Source organism: Streptomyces sp. NBC_00212 (genome assembly GCF_045206365.1).
Taxonomy (GTDB): domain Bacteria; phylum Actinomycetota; class Actinomycetes; order Streptomycetales; family Streptomycetaceae; genus Streptomyces.
The window spans coordinates 1013076-1038116 of sequence record NZ_CP108115.1 but is presented as its reverse complement, the minus strand read 5'-3'; the positions used below and the strand labels follow the sequence as shown (position 1 = coordinate 1038116).

Annotated in this window: 23 protein-coding genes; 12 read left to right on the top strand and 11 right to left on the bottom strand. The window is 71.4% G+C overall.

Translation table 11 applies throughout. The features are described 5' to 3' along the window. Positions 1-128: 128 nt before the first annotated feature. Positions 129-974, top strand: a complete 846-nt coding sequence (locus OHA17_RS04815; RefSeq protein ID WP_406504349.1) for a polysaccharide deacetylase family protein — start codon at positions 129-131, stop codon at positions 972-974. 12 nt (positions 975-986) lie between these two features. Here the strand turns inward: OHA17_RS04815 and OHA17_RS04810 are convergent, their stop codons facing one another. Beyond that, entirely contained in the window at positions 987-1646 is a 660-nt protein-coding gene (locus tag OHA17_RS04810; protein ID WP_398872859.1) for a class F sortase, read from the bottom strand. Between the two features lie 330 nt (positions 1647-1976). Here OHA17_RS04810 and OHA17_RS04805 point away from each other — a divergent pair, with 330 nt between their 5' ends. After that, the gene (locus tag OHA17_RS04805; protein WP_398872861.1) at positions 1977-2465 is read left to right on the top strand and encodes a hypothetical protein; all 489 of its coding nucleotides are present in this window, start codon (positions 1977-1979) and stop codon (positions 2463-2465) included. A 106-nt stretch (positions 2466-2571) separates the two neighbouring features. On the opposite strand, the gene OHA17_RS04800 is transcribed toward OHA17_RS04805, so the two are convergent. The 3 genes from OHA17_RS04800 to OHA17_RS04790 form a co-directional block, all read right to left on the bottom strand. Continuing rightward, positions 2572-3138, bottom strand: a complete 567-nt coding sequence (locus tag OHA17_RS04800) for a hypothetical protein (RefSeq protein ID WP_398872863.1) — start codon at positions 3136-3138, stop codon at positions 2572-2574. Between the two features lie 197 nt (positions 3139-3335). Beyond that, on the bottom strand, positions 3336-4097 hold the full coding sequence (locus OHA17_RS04795) for a DUF4239 domain-containing protein (RefSeq protein ID WP_406504346.1): 762 nt from the start codon (positions 4095-4097) through the stop codon (positions 3336-3338). Positions 4098-4121: 24 nt separating this feature from the next. Next, positions 4122-4697, bottom strand: a complete 576-nt coding sequence (locus tag OHA17_RS04790) for a hypothetical protein (protein WP_406504344.1) — start codon at positions 4695-4697, stop codon at positions 4122-4124. A gap of 227 nt (positions 4698-4924) precedes the next feature. On the opposite strand from OHA17_RS04790, the gene OHA17_RS04785 reads away from it, so the two are divergent. The 3 genes from OHA17_RS04785 to OHA17_RS04775 all read left to right on the top strand — a co-directional run bounded on the left by OHA17_RS04785 (position 4925) and on the right by OHA17_RS04775 (position 9121). After that, positions 4925-5881, top strand: a complete 957-nt coding sequence (locus OHA17_RS04785) for an SCO0930 family lipoprotein (RefSeq protein WP_053725448.1) — start codon at positions 4925-4927, stop codon at positions 5879-5881. A 256-nt stretch (positions 5882-6137) separates the two neighbouring features. After that, on the top strand, positions 6138-6950 hold the full coding sequence (locus OHA17_RS04780) for an SAM-dependent methyltransferase (RefSeq protein WP_406504342.1): 813 nt from the start codon (positions 6138-6140) through the stop codon (positions 6948-6950). Then, positions 6947-9121: a bifunctional diguanylate cyclase/phosphodiesterase gene (locus tag OHA17_RS04775; protein WP_053725446.1), complete on the top strand. Its 2175-nt coding sequence runs from the start codon at positions 6947-6949 to the stop codon at positions 9119-9121. Before OHA17_RS04780 ends, OHA17_RS04775 begins: the two co-directional genes overlap by 4 nt. Before the next feature lie 21 nt (positions 9122-9142). Here OHA17_RS04775 and OHA17_RS04770 read toward each other — a convergent pair whose 3' ends face one another. Next, the gene (locus OHA17_RS04770) at positions 9143-10045 is read right to left on the bottom strand and encodes a LysR family transcriptional regulator (protein WP_406504340.1); all 903 of its coding nucleotides are present in this window, start codon (positions 10043-10045) and stop codon (positions 9143-9145) included. Positions 10046-10128: 83 nt separating this feature from the next. Here OHA17_RS04770 and OHA17_RS04765 point away from each other — a divergent pair, with 83 nt between their 5' ends. Genes OHA17_RS04765 through OHA17_RS04755 form a run of 3 tightly spaced genes read left to right on the top strand, consistent with a single transcriptional unit; the run spans position 10129 to position 13536 of the window. Continuing rightward, on the top strand, positions 10129-10833 hold the full coding sequence (locus tag OHA17_RS04765; RefSeq protein WP_406504338.1) for a succinate dehydrogenase: 705 nt from the start codon (positions 10129-10131) through the stop codon (positions 10831-10833). Position 10834: 1 nt separating this feature from the next. Then, positions 10835-12784 carry a fumarate reductase/succinate dehydrogenase flavoprotein subunit gene (locus tag OHA17_RS04760; RefSeq protein ID WP_406504336.1) on the top strand — a complete coding sequence of 650 codons (1950 nt, stop codon included), beginning with the start codon at positions 10835-10837 and terminating at the stop codon, positions 12782-12784. Further along, on the top strand, positions 12781-13536 hold the full coding sequence (locus tag OHA17_RS04755) for a succinate dehydrogenase/fumarate reductase iron-sulfur subunit (RefSeq protein ID WP_406504335.1): 756 nt from the start codon (positions 12781-12783) through the stop codon (positions 13534-13536). The genes OHA17_RS04760 and OHA17_RS04755 overlap by 4 nt, the downstream gene beginning before the upstream one ends. Positions 13537-13600: 64 nt before the next feature. Here OHA17_RS04755 and OHA17_RS04750 read toward each other — a convergent pair whose 3' ends face one another. After that, positions 13601-14281, bottom strand: a complete 681-nt coding sequence (locus OHA17_RS04750; protein ID WP_406504333.1) for a hypothetical protein — start codon at positions 14279-14281, stop codon at positions 13601-13603. Positions 14282-14484: 203 nt separating this feature from the next. Then, positions 14485-15507: a LysR family transcriptional regulator gene (locus tag OHA17_RS04745; protein WP_406504331.1), complete on the bottom strand. Its 1023-nt coding sequence runs from the start codon at positions 15505-15507 to the stop codon at positions 14485-14487. A 237-nt stretch (positions 15508-15744) separates the two neighbouring features. Here OHA17_RS04745 and OHA17_RS04740 point away from each other — a divergent pair, with 237 nt between their 5' ends. Then, positions 15745-16491, top strand: a complete 747-nt coding sequence (locus tag OHA17_RS04740) for a hypothetical protein (protein ID WP_406504329.1) — start codon at positions 15745-15747, stop codon at positions 16489-16491. Between the two features lie 28 nt (positions 16492-16519). On the opposite strand, the gene OHA17_RS04735 is transcribed toward OHA17_RS04740, so the two are convergent. From OHA17_RS04735 to OHA17_RS04725, 3 genes are all read right to left on the bottom strand, one after another. After that, positions 16520-18268, bottom strand: a complete 1749-nt coding sequence (locus OHA17_RS04735) for a carbohydrate binding domain-containing protein (protein ID WP_406504327.1) — start codon at positions 18266-18268, stop codon at positions 16520-16522. Positions 18269-18425: 157 nt separating this feature from the next. Continuing rightward, positions 18426-20768 carry an ATP-binding cassette domain-containing protein gene (locus OHA17_RS04730; RefSeq protein ID WP_406504325.1) on the bottom strand — a complete coding sequence of 781 codons (2343 nt, stop codon included), beginning with the start codon at positions 20766-20768 and terminating at the stop codon, positions 18426-18428. Positions 20769-20823: 55 nt separating this feature from the next. Continuing rightward, positions 20824-21846 (bottom strand): LLM class flavin-dependent oxidoreductase, encoded by a 1023-nt coding sequence (locus OHA17_RS04725; protein ID WP_406504324.1) that lies wholly within the window; start codon positions 21844-21846, stop codon positions 20824-20826. An 81-nt stretch (positions 21847-21927) separates the two neighbouring features. Here OHA17_RS04725 and OHA17_RS04720 point away from each other — a divergent pair, with 81 nt between their 5' ends. After that, complete coding sequence (locus tag OHA17_RS04720) at positions 21928-22416, top strand: hypothetical protein (protein ID WP_406504322.1); 489 nt, start codon at positions 21928-21930, stop codon at positions 22414-22416. Between the two features lie 131 nt (positions 22417-22547). Here the strand turns inward: OHA17_RS04720 and OHA17_RS04715 are convergent, their stop codons facing one another. Next, positions 22548-22769 carry a dodecin gene (locus OHA17_RS04715; RefSeq protein WP_053725434.1) on the bottom strand — a complete coding sequence of 74 codons (222 nt, stop codon included), beginning with the start codon at positions 22767-22769 and terminating at the stop codon, positions 22548-22550. Positions 22770-23009: 240 nt separating this feature from the next. On the opposite strand from OHA17_RS04715, the gene OHA17_RS04710 reads away from it, so the two are divergent. Together OHA17_RS04710 and OHA17_RS04705 are read left to right on the top strand one after the other, a co-directional pair. After that, entirely contained in the window at positions 23010-24263 is a 1254-nt protein-coding gene (locus tag OHA17_RS04710) for an extracellular solute-binding protein (RefSeq protein ID WP_406504320.1), read from the top strand. Positions 24264-24347: 84 nt separating this feature from the next. Next, positions 24348-24839, top strand: coding sequence for a peptidylprolyl isomerase (locus OHA17_RS04705; protein WP_406504318.1), 492 nt, complete (start codon positions 24348-24350; stop codon positions 24837-24839). The last annotated feature ends 202 nt before the right edge of the window (positions 24840-25041 follow it).

Genomic DNA, 25041 nt, shown 5'->3' with positions numbered 1-25041 from the left:
ACCGCCGGGGACCGGTGCCGCCGGTTGACTCCATTCGTGCTGGTGTCATCCAGGTGTTGACGTTTCGTCGGCCTCGCGGCGCCCGGTACGCCCTAATCTTCCGCCATGACGAACAAAAGCCGTATGTCATGAAAAGGGATCAAATGCTCCCCAGTCGGCGGACGCTCCTTCGCATCACCGCCTGCCTCGGAGCCGCCGCCGCGGTGCGCATGCTCACCGCCGAGGACACCGTCGCCCCCGCGCCCCCGCCCCGGGCGGCGCCCGCCGGGGGCCCCCAGGCCGCCGCGCCCCGGCTGCGGTCCAGCGCGTACCGCCTGGAACCCATGACCGCCGACACTCCGCCGCGCTACCACACGGCGCTGCCGCCGGTGCGGACCAGGCCGTTCCTGAGCATGCCCGAGCTGGGGGAGCGCGCGATGGTGCTCACCTTCGACGACGGGCCCGACCCGCGCTACACCCCGGGCATCCTCAAGACCCTGCGCGAGCACGACGTGCGCGCCGTGTTCTTCCTCTGCGGCGAGATGGCCACCGACAACCGGGACCTGCTGCGCGAGATGCAGGACGACGGGCACGTCGTCGGCAACCACACCTGGACCCACCCCCAGCTCAACAAGACGGCCCCCACCCTGATCCGCTCCGAGATCGGCCGCACCAGCGAGGTCATCGAGCAGACCCTGGGCGAGCCGCCCCAGTGGTTCCGGGCGCCCTACGGTGCCTGGAACCGCAACGTGTTCGAGATCCAGGCCGAGATGGGCATGGAGCCGCTCGCCTGGACCGTCGACACCCTCGACTGGACCACGCCCGGCACCCCCACCATCATCCGCCGGGTCCTGGAGGGAGCCGCGCCCGGCGTCGTGGTGCTCTCGCACGACGCGGGCGGCGACCGCTCGCAGAGCGTCGCGGCCCTGCGCACCTATCTGCCCGAACTCCTGGCCCAGGGCTACGAGTTGAAGGTTCCGCCGCGGCGCAGATGAGTCATGGAGACGCTACTTCGTGGCGACGAGCCGGGCGAAGACCACGACGTTCGAGTTGTAGCCCCGGCTCTTGGAGAAGCCGCCCCCGCAGGTGATCACCCTCAGTTCCGGGTGCCCGGTGTCGCCGTACACCCGGGTGCCCGGGAAGGCGTTCTTCTCGTACACCTCGATGCCGTACACCTCGAAGACCGCGGTGTGCCCGTCGAAGCGGGCCACCTCGATGTGGTTGCCCTTCTCCAGCGAGCCGAGGCCGTAGAAGACCGCGGGGCCCGTCCTGTTGTCGACGTGGCCCACCACCACGGCCGTGCCGCGCATCCCGGGGGCCACGCCGTTCTGGTACCAGCCCGCCAGGTTCGGGTCCTGCGGCGGGGGAGCCTGCACCCAGCCCTGGGCGTCCGTGCCCACGTCCATGATGGGCGCGTCCACATTGATCGCGTCGATCCGGATCCGGGAGGCGGGAGCGTAGGCGAGCGCCGTGACGGGAGCCGCCGGACGCGAGGAGGAGGCGTTCGCCGCCCGGCCGTTCAACGCGGCCGCCGCGGCCGGCTGCGGCGGGCCCATCGTGATGTCGGCGCCGTTGCGCATCAGCGCGAGGCCGGTCAGCATCACCAGGGCCAGGGCTCCCCACGGGGAGCGCCTGCGACGCTCCATCCCGTACTCATCCTGCGCCATCTCTCTCCGCATCCCTTTCGCCAGCCACCCTCGGAGCGCCTCCGAGCACCGTAAGGGCGCGGCACCCACTCCGCGATCGGACGGTGGCGAACGGGTGTCGGCCGTGCGCCCCTGACCCATCCGGGTAACGCGACGGCAAAACCGATCTGACGGTCTGTGACCTGCGGGTCCGTCAGATTCGGCGGCCATTCGGGGATGCCGCGGTTCACCAGGGTGGATCAGTGCCGAAATGCGGCTTGTATGAGTGGCGGTGAGGGTTCGTCATGGGAGGCGTACTCGTCGATCATCCCGGAGCACCGCTTTGGGGCGTCCTCCCATGGAGGTTCAACGATGCGTGCTTCACGCGCTCTCGCGGTGGTGCTGGCCGCCGGCGCCGCGATCGGGCTCGCCGCCCCGATGGCCGTCGCAGGTGGCCCGTCGACCAGCGGTCCGACCAATGTCGAGGTCGACCCCTCCGCGGTCCACCAGGGCGCCACCCTGAGGATCACCGCCAGGGGCTGTCAGAACGGCGGCAGAGTCAGCTCCAACGCCTTCGACGAGGTCCACCTGTCCTCGGGCGACGCCAACTTCGCGACCGCGAGGGTCCACGACCACACGACGCCGGGCGAATACCAACTGGCGGTCAAGTGCAGGGACAACGACCGGGTGGCGACGCGCAGCTTCCGGGTCCTCGAAGGCCGCGGCGCCGACGGCGGGCTCGGCGGCGCCGCAGGCCCGAGCGACACCGAGATGGCGGTCGGCGGCGCCCTCGTCGGTACGTCCGCGATCGGCGGCGCGCTGTTCGTCGCCCACCGCCGGCGCCAAGGCGTACGGGTCTGACCGGACTCTGACCGGACGAACCTCCAGGGAAGGACCCCAACGGCCCGTCGCCCCCGAGTCCTGGCCAGGACTCGGGGGCGACGGGTGTGGTGGCTCCGGGGGGGGCCTAGTGCCGGCGGTCGAACCGGCGCCGGCGCAGGAAGTAGACCGCGCCGCCCACCGCGGTCGCGACCAGCGTGGCACCGACCGACATCGCCACGGGATCGAGGCTCTCCTTCACGCTGCCGCCGAGACCGCCGCGGACGCCGAGCGGGGAGGTGGCGGAGGCGGTGGCGGTGGGCCGGACGGTGGGGCGCACGGTGGAGCTGGTGGTCGGGGAGCTGCCGGTGATCGTCAGCTGCGCGGTGCCCCGCGTGCCGTTGCAGGTGAATGTCACGGTGTAGGAGGCGCCGCGTTTGGCGCTCGCGTCGACCGTCGCGTTTCTCGAACTCTCCGGGGGGATGGTGATGGTGTCGAAGATCCCGGAGGACACCGTCGCATTGCCGGGGCAGTTCGTGACGTTCAGCGTCACCTGGCCGCCGGGTGCTACCACCGAGGGCGTCACGCTGAATCCGAACGGCGGGATGTTGGTCGCGTTGGAGCTGCTGTCGGCCGCCGTGGCAGCGGTCGGCGCGGCGAACGAGAGGGCGGCGGCGCCGAGCAGAGCGGTGGATGCGATGCGTATCGCGCCCATGGTCGATCCTCCGGTCCCCGAGGAGCAGCTGCGGAACCAATTCCACATATGGGGGCGAATGCACCTCGATGCCCGAAACGCTAGGAGGCGGCCCGGCGTGTCGCGACCCGTGTACGGCGAATGGGGCATCGCGGTCCCCTGCCCGGCCTGGCAGAAGGCCCCGCCGGTCCGACGGGGCCATACGGGTGACGGGGGTGTCAGCCGATGCCGGGGAACAGGTCCAGGAACGGCCCCGCCGTCGCCGAGATGCCCCGGCCGAAGGGGGCGTCGAAGTCCCAGATCAGGAAGAGCAGGAAGGCGATCAGGGCACTGAAGAGCCCGGCGAGCAAAAGCTCCCGCCAGGTGCGCCTGATCTGCAAGGTGAAGATCAGCCCGACCGTGACGAGCGCTCCGGTGATCAAGCCGAACCAGACGACCCCGGGCATGGTGGCGCCCGCCCCCTGCCCGCGGGCGGTCCGGGCGGCGTCGACGGCGCCCACCTGGTCGATCAGCGGCTGGTAGGCCTGCGTCTCGTAGTCGTTCGCCGGGTGGTAGTCCGTCACGTCGCGGCGGATCTTCTCCAGCTTCTGCGTGCCCTCGCCGGTGAGGGTGCCGTGGTCGGCCATGTAGCTCCACTCGGTGTGCACCACGTACGAGGCGTACGCCTCGACGTCGGCCCGGGTCCGGTCGCGCACCTCGGCCGGCCACACCTGGACCCGCTGGTCGATCTCGTGCAGCGCCTGGGCCTCTTGCTGCACGTCCGTCTGGGCGGCGCCGCGGCCCTCCCAGACGCCCGCGATGGCGAGGCCGAGCACGATGGCGTACACCACGCCGATCATCATCGTCATGTATTCGATGACGTCCGGGGTTCCGGAGGGGTCGTCGTCGGGGTCGAGGCGGCGGTTGCTGAACAGGGTGATGGTGAGGACGACCGCGCAGGCGGCGGCCATCGCGATGAGCAGGACGAGCCAGTCGGACAAGGGGACCTCTCAGGTCGGTGGGGCTCAGCGGGAGCCGGAACGCGAGCGAAGGAGCGCGGCGCCGAGCACGGCGGGCGCGGTGATGAGCAGGGTGAGCGTGACGGGGGAGAGCTGCGGCGCGGGCTGCTTGCGCGGCGGCATCCGGTAGTTGTGCAGAGTGATGCGGTGTGCGGCCGGCGGCGCGGGGCGCGCCGGGGCAGCCGGCGCGGGCGTGGGCGGCACGGGCGGCGCGGCCGGCAGGGGCGCCTTGGCGGGCTGGTGCGGCGCCGGAGGCGCGGGTGGCGGCGGAGCCGGATGCGGCGCCGGGCGGTGCGGCGGAGTGGGCCGGGGCGCGGGCTTCGCCGGTGGTGGCGGCGGCGCCGGCGCGTGCGACGGCGGGGGCGGTGGCACCCGGGTGGGCGTGGGCGTCGGGCTCGGCCGGGGAGGCCAGGGGCACCGGGCATGGCCTGCGTCCGCGACCGCCCAGGGCGAGCCGCTGCTGCCCTGCGTGACGGAGGCGTACGCACAGGCGTCGGCCTGCGCGGTCGGGGCCGGTACCGCGAGCAGCGCGGTGAAGGCCGTGGCGGCGAGCAGCCGCCCGGCTAGGTGTCGTCGGTGCACGGGGTGATCATCGATCCGCCGGGCCGTCGGGTTGGCGGGTGCCGAAGCGATTCGCCTGAAGGGGGGAGATCCCGGCGATTTGCGTTCGGCACGTTGACCGGCTGTTCGGGGCCGTTCGGAAAAATTCCTCGGCCCGCGTTGAACACACCCCCTCCCGCCGCCCGTACTTAGGGCCATCACCCGGCGCATCCGGCGCCGCAACAGCCTTACGGACAACGGGAGTTGACATGGTCACCTGGCGCAGCGCATCGCTCGCGGCAGCGGCGGCGGCAGTACTGGCAGTGACCGCGACGGGCTGCGGCCAGGACAAGAGTAGCGGCTACAGCAGCGGCAACGGCCAGCCGGTGGGAAACGCCAGTACGGCGCAGCAGCCCGCCGACAACGCCTACGGGTCGAGCGGTGGCTACGGGCAGGCGGGCGGCGCCGAATCGTCCGCCAAGCAGGCCGGGCAACTGGCGGTCAGCGACAGCAAGGAACTGGGCAAGGTCGTCACCGACAACGCGGGCTTCACGCTCTACCGCTTCGACAAGGACACCGCGAGTCCGCCCAAGTCGAATTGCGAGGGCGACTGCGCGAAGGCCTGGCCCGCGGTCCCCGCCGACGGCGTCACCGCGGCCGCGGGCACCGACCAGTCGGCGCTCGGCTCGGTGACCCGGGCCGACGGCACCAAGCAGCTCACCATCGGGGGCTGGCCGATGTACCGCTACGCCAAGGACACCAACCCCGGTGACACCAACGGGCAGAACGTGGGCGGCACTTGGCACGCCGCGGCCCCCGACGGCAAGAAGGCGGCGGCCGCGGCCCCGGCACCCGCCGCGGCGATGCCGGGCCTGTCCGTCCGCAAGGACGCCAAGCTCGGCGACGTCATCGTGGACGCGCGCGGCATGACCGTCTACCGGTTCAAGAAGGACTCGGCCTGGCCCATGAAGTCCGCCTGCACCGGCGCCTGTCTGGAGAAGTGGCCGGTGGTGGCGCCGGTCGACAAGACCAACACCAAGGGCATCGCCCTCAAGGGCTTCGTCACCTTCAACCGGCCCGACGGCGTGAAGCAGCAGTCGATCACCTGCTGGCCGGTCTACACGTTCTCCGGCGACACCAAGCCCGGCGACACCAACGGCCAGGGCGTGGGCGGCACTTGGTACGCCGTGTCCCCCGAGGGCAAGCTCATCGGCGCACCCAAGTAACCCAGGGCCCAACCCTGTCGGCCCGTCATCGCGTCCCCCGCGCGGCGACGGGCCGATGCTCGTGTCCAACCCTCGATACGATGGCGCGCGCTCCCGCTTCCGCACGTACGATCCGGCGCACATGCCCTGGGCGTGTGACCAATAACGGACGAGCATTTTCCGTTTTTACTCGCTCTCCCGGCGGACGATCAGTAGCCTCAGGCCCAAACAATGGTCATGGTCATGGCCGTCCTGCGGCGACTTGTTGGAGACATTGATGGAGCGTCCCGCCTGGGCCCCTCAGGGCATCGACATCTCGGTGCCGAGCGTGTCCCGCATCTACGACTACTACCTGGGCGGTTCGCACAATTTCGAGGTCGACCGGGAAGCGGCCCGCGAGGCCATGCGGTTCATGCCGGGGCTTCCCAAGATCATGCAGGCGAACCGGGCGTTCATGCGCCGCGCCGTGCGATTCGCGGTCTCCGAGGGCATCACGCAATTCCTGGACATCGGATCCGGAATCCCGACCTTCGGAAATGTCCACGAAGTCGCCCAGTCGGCAAGCCCCGAGGCCCGCGTCCTGTACGTCGACCACGACTCGGTGGCCGTCGCCCACAGCCGCGCCGTCCTGGAAGGCAACGAACTGGCCGGGATAGCCGCGGCCGACCTGCGCAAGCCGCACGACATCCTGAACGCCCCCGAGACCACCCAACTCCTCGACCTGTCCAGGCCGGTGGCGCTCCTGCTGGTCGCCGTACTGCACTTCGTCGAGGACCAGGACGACCCGTACAAGGCGGTGGCCGAGCTGCGCGACGCGCTCGCCCCCGGCAGCCTCCTAGTCCTCACCCACGCCTCCTACGAAGGCATCCCGCTCAGCGAGGAAGAGGCCGGCGGCACCGTGGGCGTATACCGCGACATCAAGAGCCCGCTGGTCATGCGCTCGCGCGAGGAGATCACCGGATTCTTCGACGGGTACACGATGCTGGAGCCCGGCCTTGTCTCGATGCCGCTGTGGCGGCCGGAGATCGAGGCCGACCAGGAAGATCCGTACGCCTTCTCGGGCTTCGCCGGTGTGGGGCGCACAGCGTGAGCATCCCGCCCCAGGCGCAGGCTCCGGACCTGGCGCCGGACAGTCCCGAGGACCGGCTCAGACGGTTCGCGACGATCTGGAGCCGGGCCATCTTCCCGGTGACGGCGACCTCGCTGACCCGGCCCGAGTTCGAGCAGCACCTCGTGCCGCTCGCCCGCCGGCTCATCGACGCCCTGCACGGGCGGCACTTCGACCCGTCGCCCGCCCAGGAGGTCGGCGCCGCCCTGGTCGCCGTGCACTGCACCGACCCGGACGCGCTGAGCCGCACCCTCGGTGTGGTCGAGTCCTACCTCGTCCTGTACTGCGGCGCGGGCGACGAGCTGCCCGCCGAAGAGGCGCGGGCCCGCTGCGCCCGGCTCCAGCACGCCCTCGCGGCCGGCTTCGCGGCGGCCCTGCGCGAACGCACCCGCTCCGAGCAGGAGGCCATCGCCCGCTCCGCGATGTCGGCGCGCAGCGCGGCCCTGGACGCCCTGCACGCCACCGAGACCCGGTTCCGGGCGGTCTTCGAGGGCGCCGCGGTCGGCATCGGCATCGCCGACCTCGAAGGCCGGGTCCTGGAGGTCAACGAGACCCTCACCCGGATGTTCGGCGGCATAGAGGGCCAGATCCGCAGCCGCAACGTCAGCGAGTGGGTGCACCCCGAGGACGCCCCGCAGGTCTGGAAGCTGTACGAGGAACTGGTGCGGGGCGACCGCGACCACTATCGGGTCGAGAAGCCCTACTACCGCGGCGACGGCACCGTCCTGTGGACCAACCTCACCGTCTCGCTGCTCCGCGACGCCGAGGGCCGGCCGCAGTACCAGCTCGCGCTCATGGAGGACACCACCGAGCGCCGGCTGCTCAACCTGCGGCTGCGCTACGAAGCCACCCACGACGCGCTCACCGGACTGCCCAACCGCACCCTGTTCTTCGAGCGCCTGGAGAAGGCCCTCGCCCCGGGCGACGGCAAACGGTTCGGGCTCTGCTACCTCGACCTCGACGGGTTCAAGGCGGTCAACGACAGCCTCGGCCACTCGGCGGGCGACCGGCTCCTGGTGGAGGTCGCCGACCGGCTGCAGAGCTGCGCGACCGGGCCCGGCGAGATGGTGGCCCGGCTCGGCGGCGACGAGTTCGTGGCGCTCACCACCGGACCCGACAGCGAGTACGAGGCCGACGAACTCGCCTCGCGGATCCTGCACACCCTCGCGACCCCGATCCGCATCGAGGGCCGCGAGCTGACCGTGCGCGGCTCGATCGGCGTCGTCGAGGGCCCGGCGGGCGAGCGCAGCCCCGCCGAGGTGCTGCGCAGCGCCGACATCACGATGTACCGGGCCAAGTCGGCCGGCGGCAACCGCTTCGAGTTCGCCGACGCCGAGGCCGACGCCCGCGCGATCACCCGGCACGGCCTCACCAACGCGCTGCCCGCGGCCCTGGAGCGCGGCGAGTTCTTCATCGAGTACCAGCCCCTCGTGCACCTCGGCGACGGCAGCGTGCACGGCGCGGAGGCCCTGGTCCGCTGGTCGCACCCGCAGCACGGGGTGCTCGGGCCCGACCGGTTCATCCCGCTCGCCGAGCACACCGGCCTCATCGTGCCGCTGGGCCGCTGGGTGATGCAGGAGTCGGTACGCCAGGCCCGGGCCTGGCAGGAGGCCCACCCGGGCGCCACCGACGGCGGCCCGCTGCGCATCAACGTCAACCTTTCGCCGACCCAGCTCCACCACCCGGGCCTGGTCGCCGACACCGTCGAGATGCTGGAGCGCACCGGGCTGGCCCCGGGCGCGCTGTGCCTGGAGGTCACCGAGTCCGCGCTCATCGGCGCCGACGACGACCTCCTCAAGCCGCTGCGCCAGCTCGCCGAGATGGGCGTCGACATAGCCCTCGACGACTTCGGCACGGGCTACTCCAACCTGGCCAACCTGCGGCGGCTCCCGGTGAGCGTGCTCAAGCTGGACCGGTCCTTCACCCAGTCCATGCAGCAGCTGCCCGCCGACCCCGTCGACATCAAGATCGTCGAGGGCATCGTGTCGCTCGCGCACAGCCTCTCCCTCGCGGTCACCGTGGAGGGCGTGGAGACGGGTGCCCAGGCCGAGCAGTTGAAGGAGCTCGGCTGCGACACGGCCCAGGGCTGGTACTACGCCAGGCCCGGGGCACCGGACCGGATCCATTCCCTGGCACTCATCGATGCGGTGTGACCCGGCACTGAGGGGGCGGGCCTAGACCGGCCCCCGCTGCCCCGTCCCGATGCTGAGCAGGACCCGCTGCAACTCCCGTGCCGCGCGCGGCGGGTCCACGTCACTGCAGTGGGCCAGGGCGATCGTGCGGCGCAGGCCGGGGCGGGCCAGCGGGGTCACCCGCAGGTCCCTGGCCCGCGCCGCCACCATGCTCGGCACCACGGCCACCCCGAGCCCGGCCCGCACGAAGCCGAGCACCGCGTCCATCTCGCCGCCCTCCACCGTGAACGCCGGCTCGAACCCCTCGGCGCGGCAGGCGGCCACCGTCAGCTCCCGCAGGTCGTAGCCGTGCCGGAACATCACCAGGGGCGCGTCGCGCAGGTCGGCGACGCGCACCGAGGAGCCCGAGCCGGGCGGCACCTCGGCGGGCGAGGACACGACGACCAGGTCCTCCTGGAGCAGCTCGATCGTGGTGAGGGCGGGGGAGGCGGCCGGGAGTGGCAGCACGATGAGCGCCAAGTCCAGCGCGCCGCGCGCCAGTTCGCGTACGAGATCGTGCGAGCCGCCCTCCTCGATGAGGAGCTGGATGCCGGGATGGCGGTCGTGGAAGGCGCGCAGCACGTCCGGAAGGAGTCCCGTGCACAGGCTCGGCGTCGCGCCCAGGCGCACCCGGCCGCGCCGCAGCTGGGCCAGCTCCTGGACCTCGATGCGGGCGGTGTCCGCGTCCGCCAGGATGCGCCGGGCCAGTGGAAGCAGCGCCTCGCCCGCGTCGGTGAGCGCGATGTTGCCCCGGGCCCGGCTGAACAGCTCGGCGCCCAGCTCGTTCTCCAGCGCCTTGATCTGCTGGGAGAGCGAGGGCTGCGAGACATGGACGCGCTCGGCGGCCCGGGTGAAGTGCCGGGTCTCGGCGACCGCCACGAAGTAGAGGAGCTGCTGGAACTGCATACCTCTACGATAGGCCATCCCTATGGAGTTGAGCCGAACCATGTCTTGGACCTCTTGGGCCCTTCGCCTCTAGCGTCGATGACATGGCTCTGGCAACGCGGACGGACAAACGGCCGTCCATGACGCGCACACTCTGGGACTCGACCGTCGGCAAGAAGACGGTCATGGCCGTGAGCGGTCTCATCATGCTGCTCTACCTGGTCGTCCACATGATGGGCAACCTGAAGATCTTCTTCGGAGCCGGCCAGTTCGACTCCTACGCACACTGGCTGCGCACCATCGGCGAGCCCTTCCTGCACTACGAGTGGGCGCTGTGGATCATCCGCGTCGTCCTCGTCGCCGCCGTCGTGGGGCACGCCGTCTCCGCGTACCAGCTCAGCCGCCGCGACATCAGAGCGCGGCCCAGCAAGTACGTACACAAGCGGGCCCGGGCCAGTTATGCGACCCGCACGATGCGCTGGGGCGGCATCATCCTCGCGCTGTTCATCGTCTGGCACGTCCTGGATCTGACGACCGGCACCGTGCACTCCGGCTTCCGGCCCGGCCACCCCTACCAGAACGTCGTGGACACCTTCTCCACCTGGTACGGGAACGTCATCTACATCGTCGCGATGGCAGCCCTGGCGCTGCACGTCCAGCACGGATTCTGGAGCGCCGCACAGACCCTCGGCGTGGGCAACGCCACCCGGGACCGGGTGCTCAAGACGCTCGCCAACGTCCTCGCCCTGGTGCTGTTCGCGGGATTCGTCGCCGTACCCGTCGCCGTCATGACCAAAGTGGTGAGCTGACATGACCTCGTACACCAACTACACCCTGGGCGCCCCGGTCGCCGACGGCCGCGCGCCCCAGGGGCCGATCGCCGAGCGGTGGGACACCCGCCGCTTCGAGGCCAAGCTGGTCAACCCGGCCAACCGCCGCAAGCACACCGTCATCGTGGTCGGTACGGGGCTCGCGGGCGGCTCGGCCGGCGCCACGCTCGCCGAACAGGGCTACCACGTCGTCCAGTTCTGCTTCCAGGACTCGCCCCGCCGCGCTCACTCGATCGCCGCGCAGGGCGGCATCAACGCCGCGAAGAACTACCGCAACGACGGCGACTCCATCCACCGGCTCTTCTACGACACCGCCAAGGGCGGCGACTTCCGCGCCCGCGAGTCCAACGTCCACCGGCTCGCCCAGATCTCCGTCGAGATCATCGACCAGTGCGTGGCCCAGGGCGTGCCCTTCGCCCGCGAGTACGGCGGACTCCTCGACACCCGCTCCTTCGGCGGCGTCCAGGTCTCGCGCACCTTCTACGCCCGGGGCCAGACAGGACAGCAACTCCTCCTCGGCGCCTACCAGGCGCTTTCGCGCCAAATCGCGGCCGGGAACGTGGAGTTGCACGCCCGCACCGAGATGCTCGACCTGATCGTGGTGGACGGAAAGGCGCGCGGCATCGTGGCCCGCGACCTCGTCACCGGGAAGATCGACACGTACTTCGCGGACGCGGTGGTCCTCGCCAGCGGCGGCTACGGCAACGTCTTCTACCTGTCCACCAACGCCATGAACTCCAACGCGACGGCGATCTGGCGGGCGCACCGCCGCGGCGCGTACTTCGCCAACCCGTGCTTCACGCAGATCCACCCCACCTGCATCCCGCGTACCGGCGAGCACCAGTCCAAGCTCACGCTGATGAGTGAGTCGCTGCGCAACGACGGCCGCATCTGGGTGCCGAAGGCGAAGGGCGACACCCGCCCGGCGGCCGAGATCCCCGAGGACGAGCGCGACTACTACCTGGAGCGCATCTACCCCGCCTTCGGGAACCTGGTCCCGCGCGACATCGCCTCGCGCGCCGCCAAGAACGTCTGCGACGAGGGTCGCGGCGTCGGCCCCGGCGGGCAGGGCGTCTACCTCGACTTCGCGGACGCCATCGCTCGGATGGGCCGGGCGGCCGTCGAGGCGAAGTACGGCAACCTCTTCGACATGTACGCGCGGATCACCGCCGAGGACCCGTACGAGACGCCGATGCGGATCTACCCCGCCGTGCACTACACGATGGGCGGCCTGTGGGTCGACTACGACCTCCAGACCACCGTGCCGGGCCTGTTCGCGATCGGCGAGGCCAACTTCTCCGACCACGGCGCCAACCGCCTCGGCGCCTCCGCCCTGATGCAGGGCCTCGCCGACGGCTACTTCGTCCTGCCCGCCACCATCAACGACTACCTCGCCCGCAACCCGCACCAGGATCCCGTCACCGAAGCGCACCCGGCGGTCGCCGAAGCGGTCGCCGAGACCGAGGACCGCATCAACCTGCTCCTGGCGGTGAACGGCGATCGCACCCCCGACTCCTTCCACCGCGAGATCGGCGAACTCATGTGGGAGTACTGCGGGATGGCCCGCACCGAGGCGGGCCTGCGCAAGGCGCTCGACCGGATCCCGCAGATCCGCGAGGAGTTCTGGCGCCGCATCAAGGTGCCGGGCAGCGGCGAGGAGTTCAACCAGTCCCTGGAGAAGGCCAACCGCGTCGTCGACTACCTGGAGCTCGCCGAGCTCATGTGCCTCGACGCCCTGCACCGCGCCGAGTCCTGCGGCGGCCACTTCCGCGAGGAGTCCCAGACCCCGGACGGCGAGGCCGAACGCCGCGACGAGGAGTTCTCGTACGCGGCGGCCTGGGAGTTCAGCGCCACCGGCGACGCCCCCGTCCTGCACAAGGAAGACCTCGTCTTCGAGTACGTCCACCCCACTCAGCGGAGCTACGCATGAAGCTCACCCTGCGCGTCTGGCGCCAGAAGAACGCCAACTCGCCCGGAGCCATGGCCACTTACGACGTCGACGGCATCTCGACGGACATGTCGTTCCTCGAAATGCTCGACACGCTCAACGAGGAGCTCATCCTCAAGGGCGAAGAGCCGGTCGCCTTCGACCACGACTGCCGCGAGGGCATCTGCGGCGCCTGCTCCCTCGTCGTCAACGGCGACGCCCACGGCCCCGAGCGAACCACCACCTGCCAGCTCCACATGCGGTCGTTCAACGACGGCGACACCATCGACGTCGAGCCGTGGCGCGCCTCCGCGTTCCCGGTGGTCAAGGACCTGGTGGTGGACCGCTCGGCGTTCGACCGGATCATCCAGGCCGGCGGCTACATCAGCGTCCCGACCGGCGCGGCCCCCGAGGCACACGCCACCCTGGTGCCCAAGCCGGACGCCGACTTCGCCTTCGAGCACGCCGAGTGCATCGGCTGCGGCGCGTGCGTGGCGGCCTGCCCCAACGGCTCGGCGATGCTGTTCACTTCAGCCAAGATCAACCACCTGAACGTGCTGCCGCAGGGCGCTCCCGAACGCGAGACGCGCGTCCTGGACATGGTCGGGCAGATGGACGACGAGGGCTTCGGTGGCTGCACCCTGACCGGCGAGTGCGCGACGGCCTGCCCCAAGGGCATCCCGCTGCCGTCGATCGCGGCCATGAACAAGGAGTGGCTGCGGGCGACGAGGAAGGCGAAGAAGGTGGGCCGCTGACGCACCCCGCGCGGAGAACGCGCCCCCGATGATCCGGGGGGCGCGTCCCAACTCCCTTACTCTGTCAGCCGGTTACGGTGATCTGCTGCGCCGAATCGGTGGTGTCGCTGACGTTGTACGTGGCCGAGAAGGTGGCTGCCTGGTTGCCCGTCGGGCACAGGAAGCCGCCGGTCACCGTGGCGGCCACGGGTGCCTCGGAGATGGCCAGCGAGGAGGGCGCTCCGTTCGTCCAGGCGCCGGGGACGGTGGTGGGGCCGTCGGGTGACGCGGTGATCGTGCAGGCGGCCAGGCCGCTGGTCTGGAGGACGAAGCCGCCCTTGGGCATGGTCAGACCGGCCGCGACGGGCGTGCCGTTCTGGGCCGAGATGCTCCACGATCCGTTGTCGGCGTTGCTGCTCGCGGTGACGCTCACCCCGCCGATGCTGGTCGAACACCCGCTGAACGTGGGCGGGTTGATGGGTGCGGAGACCGCGCCCGCGTCGTTGTGGTTGCCGGGCGCGGCCGGGACCTGGTTGTTGGCGCCCGTGGTGGGGAGGGAGGCCGAGACCGTGCAGGTCATGGTGGTGGACCCGGCCTTGAAGGTGGCCTGACCGGTCAGCTGGGCCGCGAAGGAGTGGCCGGCCGGTGTCACGGTGGTCGGCCCGGCGTCCGACAGGGCGCTGGCGCCCGTCGTGCCGCCGAGCACCAGGGTGGCCGCGGCGGCGGGAGCGAGCAGGATGAGCGCGCGTGAGGTGCGTATTGCCATGGGGGGACTCCTCGGTCGAACGGATTCGATGAGTGGGGGTGCGAGGAGGAACTCAGGTGACTTGAGAGTAGGGCCGGGTTGGAGGGGCGGAAAGGAGCCTCCTGGCCAGAAAGTTGACGAAGTTTCAGGTTGTCGGCGGGCATCGTCGTGCTACAGATCGTCAGCAAGGGGCCGTCACGCGCTCGGTGACTCGATCCGGCCCGTCAGCGGCTTCGCGGCGTGCCGGGTGCGGGGAGGGCGGCGCCGCGCGCGGGCCGGGGCGTCTCGGTGGGGTCGTGCAGCGGGCGGACGACGATGTCGCCCTTCGCCCGCCCCGTGCCGGTCGCGGCCTCGGCGTGGTCGCGGGCCGCCTGCTTCAGAGTGTCGGCAACCACTCCCGCCGCAGCTGCGGCGGCACCGGGCCCCTTGCGGCAGAGCGTGCGGGTGATCTGGCTGCCGGTCACGGGAAGCGTGGTCACGGTCACCTGGTCCAGCTGGGCCGCGAGATACGCGGGCAGGATCGCGGCGCCCACCTGCCCCGCGAGGAGCGCCTGGACGGCGAGCATGTGATCGGCCAGGTGCTCGACGGACGGTACGACCCCGTGGGAGCTCGCGAAGCGGGCGAAGGCGCGGCCCCGTGCGGAGTGGGCGGGGGCGCAGATCCAGGGCCGGCCGGACAGCTCGGCGGGCGCCGTCGGCGTCTCCCAGGCGGCTGGGACGACCACCCGGTAGTGGTCCTCGCTCAGCACCTGGGCCCGCACCGAAGGCGGCAGCGGTGCGGCGGTGTCGCGGTCGTCCGTGATGACGAGGACGTCCAACTCGCCGAGCCGCAGCTGCCGCAGACCGTCCGCGAGACCGGCCTCCACGAACCTCGGCTCGACCCGGGGATGCGAGGACGCGAGCAGTCGCAGCGCCCGGACGGCCAGCCGGGCCAGCACCCACGACGTGGCCCCGATCGCCACCGGCCCCTGAGCCACGTCCTGGTGCACGGAGCTCAACTGCTCTGCCGCCGTTGCGAGTTCCTTGCCGATACGGTCTCCGGTGGCGGCGAGCAGCCGACCCGCCGCGGTGAGCTCAAGCCGTGGACCCGACCTGTCGACCAGCGGCAGCCCCACTTCCCTTTCCAGGCTCGCCAGTTGCTGCGACACGGCCGAACGCGTATGCCCGAGCAGCCGGGCGGCCGGAGCGAGGCCGCCGCTCCGCGCTATCGAGCTCAGCACCAGCAGGCGCCGGGGGTCGAGATCCATGCGTGTCGCCCTCCTACGGGTCGGCGGGACCGGTGCCCCGGACTGTACCCAGGTGCCGACAGTTGTCCTGTCGGGCAGGGGCAAGCGGCGCTGTGCGACAGGGGTGCCCGGTGGGCGTGCGGCTGCCAGACTCGGCGGCATCCCGAGGGCCTCGGCCCGCACTCGCCCTGGCGCAGCCATGCCCAGGCGCGGCTGCGCCCGAAGCCCGGTCGTGTCCCGTCCACAAGGAGGCCGCACATGGTCCGTTCCGTCTCCCGGCTGCCGGGCGTCCCGTCCGTACCGCGTCCCGGCCGGTCCGCTCTCGCACCGCTTCTCCTCTGCGCGGTGTTGGGAGCGCCCCTGGCGTCGGGCTGCGGTCCTGCCTCCGGCTCGGCCGGCCCTCCCGGCGGGCCGTCCGTCCCAGGCGGTGCGCCGTCCGTCCCGGGCACGGCCGGGGGCGGTGCCACCACGCAGGGCGGCACCCGGTGGGCGCTGACCGCGCCGCAGGTGGCGGCCGGCCATCCCCAGGGGCAGCCGCCCGCCGACATGGTGCAGCGGTTCGACGCCGACATGCGGCAGAACGCCGGGCGCCTCTCCGTCTCCGGCACGCCCGTGCGGGCCTACTACGACGACTGTGCGGACGGCGCCTGGATCTTCTACACCGGCGTCACCGGCAGCGGGTTCGATCCCGACCGTCTCCACGATGCCCTCAGCCAGCTCCCGGCCGTCCACGACGATGGCGCCGGTGATCGCGTGACCACCAGCGCCATCGATGCCGAGCCGGGCCCGCACGGCGGCCGGGCGATCTGCAACACCGTCCTGGTCCAGTCCGGGGTGCTCACCACCGCGGTCTCCACCTGCTCGTGGTTCACCGCGACCACCGCCGCAGGCGTCACCGTCATCCCCAAGACCGACGGCACCGGCACCAGGCTCGGCTACACGGCCGCCGACGTCGCGCCGATCATGCGGGCGGTCCGCGCCGAGGTGGAGACGCCACGGCGGTAGCTCCCGGCGGGCGCGCGAGTGACCGTACCTACCCGACGGAGAGGTCGTCCCCGTACACCGCGCCCTGCCCGTACCAGCCGTGCAGGTAGACGGTGACGGTGCCCGAGGCGCCCGTCGTGAACGGCACGGTCAGCTTCGACCAGCCGGTGGAGCTGGTCCAGGTGCTGCCCGTGGCGCCGCCGCGCACGCCGAGGTAGGCGTAGCTGCCCTGCACCCAACCGCTCAGCGTGTACTTGGTGTTGGGGGTCAGCGTGAGCGTCTGCGCGCACTCGCCGGTCTGCGCGGAGGTGGGCGCGGTCTTCAGCGCGTACGAGCCTCCGTGCACCGGGCTCGACACCACACCGGCGCCGCTGTCGCAGGACCACGGGGCGAGGGAGCCGCTCTCGAAGCCGCCGTTGACCAGGGCGCCGGGGTTGCCGCCGGAGCCCGTCACGGTGAGCGTGAAGGTCGTCGAGTGGGCGAGCGAGCCGGCGGTGCCCGTGATGGTGATCGGGTATGTTCCGGGCGCGGCCGAGGCAGAAGCGCCGACCGTGAGCTGGGCCGAGGCGCCCGCGGTGACGGAGGCCGGGCTGAGCGTCGCCGTCACTCCGGCGGGGGCGCCGGTGGCGGTCAGCGCGAGGGACTTGGCGCTGCCGGAGGTCACCGCCGTACTCACCGTGGCGGTGGTGGAGCCGCCGGGGGCCACCGAGGCCGAACCGGGCGCGACGGCCACCGAGAAGTCGTCCTGCACCGGCCCGCCGCCCCCGGTGAACGGCTCGAAGGTGTGGCTGAAGTACCACGGGTCCTGAGCGATGCCGGAGCAGGTGTCCTGCCCGCCGGTGCCGGGGCAGCCGCCGTTGTCGCGCTGGAGGGCCCAGAACGAAAGGGTGTTGATGCCCTTGGAGGTTGCCCAGTTGTAGACGGCGGTCGCGTCCGCCGTGGTGAACGTCTCGGCCGGGCCGTAGTCGTCGATGCCCGGCATCTCGGTGACGCCGATCATGCCCCACAGCTGGGCGGACGACTTGCCCGGGTAGAGGGAGGCCAGCTGGTTGTAGAGGCCGGTGGCGGCGGTCTGGGTGTCGTTGGCCATGTTGTGCGTGGCGCCGTCGTAGTAGTCGAAGGTCATGATGTTCACGACGTCGACCTTCGCGCCGTACTTCACCGCGCTGTTGAGGACCGCGAGCCCGCTGTCGGCGAGTCCGCCGGTGGTGGTGGGCAGGGTGTACGAGAACTGCACCGAGCGCCCGCCCGCGGCCGCCCAGTCCTGCACCTTCTTGATCGCCTGGTTGCGGCGGTCGATGCCCGCCTTGTTGGTCAGCGAGTTGTCCTCGATGTCCATGTCGAGCCGGGAGAGGTCGTAGGTGGTGATGACCTTCTCGTACGCGGCCGCGATCGAGTCCACACTGGTGCAGCTGTCGGCGATCTCGGTGCCGCCGTTGTCGGCCGCGTACCCGCCGAACGACGGGATGACGTCGCCGCCGCGCGAGCGGATGGTGGAGATGTCGGCGCCGAACACGGAAGACGAGATCGGCTGGCCCGTCGAGCCGTTCCAGTACGGGGTGCACGAGCCCTTCGCGTCGGCCTGCACGAACGCCATCGTGAGGTACTTGGCACCCGACTTCTGCGCCAGATCGGCGGGGCTGTCGGAGGAGTACGCCTCGAAGTACGGCGCGAAGACGTGGGCGGGGAGCGGGGTGGCGGCGTGCGCGGCGCCGTCGGCCCCGATGACGAGGCCGGCGGAAGCGGCGACGGTGCTGAGCGTGGCGAGCAGGGCGCGGACGGATCTCGGACGTCTCATCGGGGCTCTCCGACGGGGGTGAGAGAAGGGTGCGGACGCCCCATGATTGGTCTGGACCAACAGCCGGTCAAGGGTCTAGGCCAATTCATTCCGCGCTGTTTGCCTCGACCCTCAACCGACGTGCGGCGATGGCGAGTTCGGGGTCACCCCGAGCCGATCAGATCTCGGCCAGGGCCTTCGCCAGGTAGGGCGCCGTACGACCCACTCCGGCGTCGGCGACCTCGGCGGGCGGGCCCGCCGCCACGATGCGGCCGCCCTCGTCACCGCCGCCGGGACCCAGGTCGAGCATCCAGTCGGCGCCCGCCACCACGCTCATGTCGTGCTCGACGACGACCACCGAGTGGCCCGCGTCGACCAGGCCGTGCAGCTGGCGCAGCAGGATCTCGACGTCGGCGGGGTGCAGCCCCGTCGTCGGCTCGTCGAGGACGTACAGGGTGTGCTCGCGGCGGACGCGCTGCAACTCCGTTGCCAGCTTGATGCGTTGGGCCTCGCCGCCCGACAGCTCGGTGGCGGGCTGGCCGAGGCGCAGATAGCCGAGGCCGACGTCGAGCAGCGCGCTCAGACTGCGGGCGGCCGACGGGGTGTCCGCGAAGACCTCGGCCGCCGCCTCCACCGTGAGGTCGAGCACCTCGGCGATGTTGCGGCCCCGATGGGTGACTTCGAGCGTCTCGGGGTTGTAGCGCGCGCCGTGACAGTCCGGGCAGGGCGCGTACGTGCTCGGCAGGAAGAGCAGCTCCACCGACACGAAGCCCTCGCCCTGACAGGTCTCGCACCGGCCGCCGGCCACATTGAAGGAGAACCGGCCCGCCTTGTAGCCGCGCGCCTTCGCCTCGTCGGCGGCGGTGAAGAGCTTGCGTACGACGTCGAAGAGGCCGGTGTAGGTGGCCAGATTGGAACGCGGGGTGCGGCCGATCGGTTTCTGATCCACCCTCACCAGCCGCCCCACACCGGGGAGTTGTTCGGTCAGCGCGTCGACCAGGGTGGACTTTCCGGAGCCGGAGACGCCGGTCACCGCCGTGAACACGCCGAGCGGGAACGCCGCGTCGACGCCGCGCAGATTGTGCCGGGTCACACCGGTCAGCTCAAGGCGGCCGCGCGGCTCGCGGACGGTGCGGCGCGGCGCGGGGGAGCGGTCGAAGAGGAAGCGGCGGGTCGCCGACTCCTCGACGCGGGCGAGCTCGGCCAACGGCCCGCTGTGCAGCACTTGGCCGCCGTGCTCGCCGGCCAGCGGACCCACGTCGACCAGCCAGTCCGCGTGCCGCACCACATCCAGATGGTGCTCGACGACGAACACCGAGTTGCCCGCCGCCTTCAGCCGGTCGAGGACCGTGAGCAGCGCCTCGGTGTCGGCCGGGTGCAGCCCCGCCGACGGCTCGTCCAGGACGTACACCACGCCGAAGAGCCCGGAGCGCAGCTGGGTGGCGAGCCGCAGGCGCTGCAGTTCGCCCGCCGAGAGGGTGGGCGCGGTCCGGTCCAGGCTCAGATAGCCGAGGCCCAGCTCAAGGACCGGGCCGATGCGGGAGAGCAGGTCGGCGGTGAGCGCGTCGGCCGTCGGGCCGCCGCCCGCGGTGCGCAGCAGCTCGGCCAGCGAGGTCAGCGGAAGGGCGACGAGGTCGGCGATCGTACGGCCCGCGAAGGTGACGGCGAGCGCCTCCGGACGCAGCCGGCTGCCGCCGCACACCGGGCAGTCGGCCGCCGTCAGAAACCGCTCGGCCTTCGCTCGCAGGGTCTGGCTCTTGCTCTCCGCGAACGTCTTCATCACATAGCGCCGGGCGCTGAAGTACGTGCCCTGGTAAGGGCGTTGGATGCGGCCGGCCTCGCGCACCGGGTGCACCGTGACCACCGGCTGCTCGTCGGTGAACAGGATCCAGTCCCGGTCCTTCTGAGCCAGCTCGCACCACGGGCGGTCCACGTCGTGGCCGAGCGTGTCGAGCACGTCGCGGAGGTTCTTGCCCTGCCAGGCACCCGGCCACGCGGCGATCGCGCCCTCGCGGATGGACAGCGAGGGGTCGGGGACGAGTAGTTCCTCGCTGGTGCGGTGGATGCGGCCGAGGCCCTGGCACTCGGGGCAGGCGCCGGCGGCTGTGTTGGGCGAGAAGGCGTCCGAGTCGAGGCGCTCGGCGCCCGGCGGATAGTCCCCGGCCCGCGAGAACAGCATGCGCAGCGAGTTGGAGAGGGTGGTCACCGTGCCGACCGAGGAGCGCGACGAGGGCGCCGAGCGGCGCTGCTCCAGGGAGACGGCGGGCGGCAGCCCCGAGATCTCGCCGACCTTCGGCGCACCCACCTGATGGATCAGCCGGCGCGCGTACGGCGCCACCGACTCGAAATAGCGGCGCTGCGCCTCGGCGTAGATCGTGCCGAACGCGAGCGAGGACTTCCCCGACCCGGAGACGCCGGTGAACACGGCGATGCAGTCACGCGGAATGTCGACGTCCACCCCGCGCAGATTGTGCTCGCGGGCGCCGCGGACACGGACGTACGGGTCAGAGGGGGTTTGCATACCGGAATTCTACGGTTCGGGTGTCGGCGCGCGATCTTCGGCCCGGGGCTCGCGGTCAGGCCTTCGGACGGGCGGCCAGGTCCGCGATCCGGGCGAGCCGCCGGTAGGAGTCGAGCAGCGCCTCACGGTCGTACGTGCTGGTCGTGACGAGGAACTCGTCCGCGCCGCTGTGCTCGATGAGCTTCTCCAGCGCGTCGGCCACCTCCTCCTCCGTCCCGTACACCTGCCTGCGCAGCGCGTCCGCGAACAGGGTCCGCTCGCCGTCCGTCATGGCCCGCGCGAGGATGTCGTCGGCCGGGGACAGCGCGGGGAACTCGCCCTGGGTGCGGGAGTACGCCGTCGACCAGGCTTCCGGAACCAGGATCCGGTGGGCGGCCTCCGTGGTGTCCGCGACGGCGACCGTGCCGGACACGACGACGTACGGGCGCTCGAAGTGCGCCGAGGGACGGAAGCCGTCGCGGTAGGCGTCGATGGCCCGCAGCATCGCGTCCTCGCCGCGCACGTTGGCGATGACCAGTGGGAGCCCGGCCTCGGCGGCGACGAGGGCGCCCTGCCCGGTGGCGAGGACGAACGCGGGGACGGCCAGGCCCTCGGCGGGGCGGGCGTGGACCTGGGGGTGCGCGGTCTGGGTCCCGTCGAAGTAGCCGAGCAGTTCGGCCAACTGCGTACCGAAGTCGTCGGCGTCCTTCTTGTCGCGGCCCAGCGCCTTGCGGATTCCGTCGGTGAAGCCCACCGAGCGGCCGAGCCCCATGTCGATGCGCCCCGGAAAAAGCGATTCCAGAACCCCGAACTCCTCGGCCACGACGAGGGGTTGGTGATTCGGCAGCATCACGCCGCCGGTGCCGACCCGGATCGTGGAGGTGGCCGACGCGACGGCCGCGGCCAGGACGGCCGGCGCGGAGCCCGCGACGCCGGGCACGGAGTGGTGCTCGGAGACCCAGAACCGGTGGTACCCGAGCCGCTCGGCCTCGCGGGCCAGCGCGACGGTGTCCCGCAGGGCCTGCGGTCCGTCGTGCCCGGCGCGGATGCGCGAGCGGTCGAGTACGGAGAAACGGGTCGTCGCGATCACTGAGGTCACATGGGGTTCAACGTCTGGGACGCGCCATGATTCCCGCGCCCCGGCCGCCGCTGCCTCGGTGGCCGGTTCTAGCCTGGGGGCGTGATCGACAACACCCGGCCCCTGGCCGTCTTCGACCTGGACGGCACGCTCGCGGACAGCTCCCACCGCCAGCGCTTCCTCGACCGCGGGCCCCGCGACTGGGACGCGTTCTTCGCGGCGGCGCCCGCCGACCCGCCGCTCGCCGAGGGCGTGGCGCTGTGCCGTGAGGCCGCCGGGGACTGCGAGGTCGTCTACCTCACCGGACGGCCCGAACGGTGCCGCGAGGACACCCTGTCCTGGCTCGCCGAGCAGGGCCTTCCGGCCGGCGCCCTGCACATGCGGCGCAACGACGACCGGCGCCCCGCCCGCGTCACCAAGCTGCAGATCCTGCGCGGGCTCGGCCGGGGTCGCGAGATCCGCATGCTGGTCGACGACGACGAGCTGGTCTGCGATGCCGTCGAGCAGGCAGGGTTCCGCGTCGTGCGGGCCCGGTGGGCCGTGGCCGGCGAGGCGCTGAAGGACGCCCAGGAGCGCGAGGGGCGCACCTGAGAGGCCGCTCGGCGCGGTCCGGCTGAGGGTGGCGGCGGGCCGGAAACCGGGTCCGCCGACGCGAAGCCTGAAGCTGAGGTCCAGGGTCAGACTTCAGCCGTGGCCCGGGGCCGGAATTCTCGACCCCTGGGTCAGACCTCGGCGTCGTCGTCGAGCCGGAAGCCGACCTTGAGGCCGACCTGGTAGTGCTCGATCACGCCGTTCTCGATGTGGCCGCGGACCTGCGTCACCTCGAACCAGTCCAGGTTGCGCAGGGTCTGCGCCGCGCGGGCGACCCCGTTGCGGATGGCCTGGTCAACGCCCTCGTGAGAGGTGCCGACGATCTCGCTGACGCGGTACGTGTGGTGGGACATGGAGGTGCTCTCCTCTCGTCGCGTTACTCCACGGTGCCCCACCCGGCCGCACTCCGCGAGACAGCGGCCCGGGCCCCGGCCGGGCCGGTCCGGCGGCGGCCGGGAAAGTTCGCTCCCCTCCGGGGCTTGACCGCCTCATTGGTCCATACCAAACTCACGAGCCACACCCGAACAAGCCACAGCGCGCTTGCCCCCACGTCGGGTCATGACTGCTTGCCCACACGCAGAAGGTGACCTTTCGTGAAGATCCGCCGTACTCTCGCCTGCTCCGCGGCCCTCGTCTCGGTATGCGCCCTCAGTGGCTGCGGTGCGATACCCGGATTCGGCGACGGCACCACCGAGGTCACCGTCTGGCTGATGAAGGACAGCGCCTCCGACGACTTCGTGCAGCGTTTCGAGCAGGGCTTCGAGAAGGAGCACAAGGGCGTCGAACTCGACGTCCGGATCCAGGAGTGGACCGGAATCGGCGAGAAGATCACGGCCGCCCTGAAGGGCGGCGACGCGCCGGACGTCATCGAGGTCGGCAACACCCAGGTGCCCCAGTACGCGACGAGCGGCGGCCTGCTCGACATGACCCTGGAGTCACTGCGCGACTGGGGCAGCGACGCCTGGCTGCCGGGCCTCGCCCAGCCCGGCAATGTGGACGGCATGCAGTACGGCATCCCCTGGTACGCCGCCAACCGCGTCGTCATCTACAACAAGGACCTGTTCGGGGCCGCCGGAATCACCAAGCCGCCCAAGAACCGCGCGGAGTGGCTCGCCGACACCGCGAAGCTCAACTCCGGCTCCACACAAGGCATTTACCTCGCTGGCCAGGACTGGTACACGCTGGCCGGATTCGTCTGGGACGAGGGCGGGGAGCTCGCCCAGGAGGACACCGGCGACTGGAAGGGCACGCTCGGCAGCCCGGCCGCGCTGCGCGGCATGGAGTTCTACAAGCAGCTCCAGGCGCTCGGCCGGGGCCCCAGGAACGCGGACGAGGCGACCCCGCCGCAGGCCGACGTCTTCGCCAAGGGCAAGGTCGCGCAGATGATCGCGGTGCCCGGCGCCGCTAGGGCCGTCCAGAAGGCCAACCCGAAGCTCGCGGACAAGCTGGGCTACTTCCCGATCCCGGGGCCCACCGACGCCAAGCCGGGCGCGGTCTTCACCGGTGGCTCGGACCTGATCATCCCGCGCAGGACCGCGCACCGGGCCGAGGCCGTCCAGGTCGTCGCCGCGCTGACCGGCGAGAAGTGGCAGACGGATCTCGCCACCACGATGAACTACGTGCCCAACAAGTCCACGCTCGCCCCCGCGGTCGAGGGCCGGGCCGGCACCGCCGCGATGGCCAAGGGCGCGGCGCAGGGGCGGGCCACGCCCAACTCGCCGCAGTGGGCGGCCGTCGAGGCCGACAACCCCATCAAGCCGTACATGACGGCCGTCCTCGACGGAGCCGACCCGAAGAAGGCCGCCAAGACCGCTTCCGACCGGATCACGACCCTGCTGTTCCCCTGAGCGGGGCCCGGTTTTGCGCCTCGTCGGGGCCGATGGGGCGAGCCGGGATTGGGTCATGGGACGGCTGATGTCAGGATGGGGTCCATGCAGAACGTATTTTTCGACATCACCATTGACGGCAAGGACGCCGGCCGCATCGTCTTCCGGCTCTTCGACGACGTCGTCCCGGAGACCGCGCGCAACTTCCGCGAGCTCGCCACCGGCCAGAACGGCTACGGCTACGAGGGCTCCGCCTTCCACCGCGTCATCCCGGAGTTCATGCTCCAGGGCGGCGACTTCACGCACGGCAACGGCACCGGCGGCAAGAGCATCTACGGCGCCAAGTTCAAGGACGAGAACTTCGTCCTCAAGCACGACCGGCCGTTCCTGCTGTCGATGGCCAACGCGGGCCCGAACAGCAACGGCTCCCAGTTCTTCGTGACGACCGTCGTCACCTCGTGGCTGGACGGCAAGCACGTCGTCTTCGGCGAGGTCGTCGAGGGCGAGGACCTCGTCAAGCAGATCGAGAAGCTCGGCAGCCGCAGCGGCGCCCTGAGCGCCAAGGTCGCCATCAGCAAGAGCGGCACCGTCGCCTGACGTCCGCCCACCCTCACGAACGGCGCCGTCCGACCGGGTCCACCCCGGACGGGCGGCGCCGTTTCTTGTCGCCGGGTTGGGGCATTCGGTGGTGCGGCCGAGCTCCGTTGATCACTATGGGGGTGTTGGCGAACGGCGGTCAGGGGCACTCGGGCAGTGGACGGCCCACTGCTCGTCCCCGTTCACAGGTCCCAGGGAAAGG

Excerpts from the sequence above, each read along its gene's own strand:
- OHA17_RS04765 (WP_406504338.1), top strand. The coding sequence starts at position 10,129 with ATGGCTCTGGCAACGCGGACGGACAAACGGCCGTCCATGACGCGCACA.
- OHA17_RS04805 (WP_398872861.1), top strand. The coding sequence starts at position 1,977 with ATGCGTGCTTCACGCGCTCTCGCGGTGGTGCTGGCCGCCGGCGCCGCG.
- OHA17_RS04770 (WP_406504340.1), bottom strand. The coding sequence starts at position 10,045 with ATGCAGTTCCAGCAGCTCCTCTACTTCGTGGCGGTCGCCGAGACCCGG.
- OHA17_RS04745 (WP_406504331.1), bottom strand. The coding sequence starts at position 15,507 with ATGGATCTCGACCCCCGGCGCCTGCTGGTGCTGAGCTCGATAGCGCGG.
- OHA17_RS04780 (WP_406504342.1), top strand. The coding sequence starts at position 6,138 with ATGGAGCGTCCCGCCTGGGCCCCTCAGGGCATCGACATCTCGGTGCCG.
- OHA17_RS04785 (WP_053725448.1), top strand. The coding sequence starts at position 4,925 with ATGGTCACCTGGCGCAGCGCATCGCTCGCGGCAGCGGCGGCGGCAGTA.
- OHA17_RS04760 (WP_406504336.1), top strand. The coding sequence starts at position 10,835 with ATGACCTCGTACACCAACTACACCCTGGGCGCCCCGGTCGCCGACGGC.
- OHA17_RS04705 (WP_406504318.1), top strand. The coding sequence starts at position 24,348 with ATGCAGAACGTATTTTTCGACATCACCATTGACGGCAAGGACGCCGGC.
- OHA17_RS04810 (WP_398872859.1), bottom strand. The coding sequence starts at position 1,646 with ATGGCGCAGGATGAGTACGGGATGGAGCGTCGCAGGCGCTCCCCGTGG.
- OHA17_RS04730 (WP_406504325.1), bottom strand. The coding sequence starts at position 20,768 with ATGCAAACCCCCTCTGACCCGTACGTCCGTGTCCGCGGCGCCCGCGAG.
- OHA17_RS04755 (WP_406504335.1), top strand. The coding sequence starts at position 12,781 with ATGAAGCTCACCCTGCGCGTCTGGCGCCAGAAGAACGCCAACTCGCCC.
- OHA17_RS04735 (WP_406504327.1), bottom strand. The coding sequence starts at position 18,268 with ATGAGACGTCCGAGATCCGTCCGCGCCCTGCTCGCCACGCTCAGCACC.
- OHA17_RS04750 (WP_406504333.1), bottom strand. The coding sequence starts at position 14,281 with ATGGCAATACGCACCTCACGCGCGCTCATCCTGCTCGCTCCCGCCGCC.
- OHA17_RS04815 (WP_406504349.1), top strand. The coding sequence starts at position 129 with ATGAAAAGGGATCAAATGCTCCCCAGTCGGCGGACGCTCCTTCGCATC.
- OHA17_RS04740 (WP_406504329.1), top strand. The coding sequence starts at position 15,745 with ATGGTCCGTTCCGTCTCCCGGCTGCCGGGCGTCCCGTCCGTACCGCGT.
- OHA17_RS04715 (WP_053725434.1), bottom strand. The coding sequence starts at position 22,769 with ATGTCCCACCACACGTACCGCGTCAGCGAGATCGTCGGCACCTCTCAC.
- OHA17_RS04800 (WP_398872863.1), bottom strand. The coding sequence starts at position 3,138 with ATGGGCGCGATACGCATCGCATCCACCGCTCTGCTCGGCGCCGCCGCC.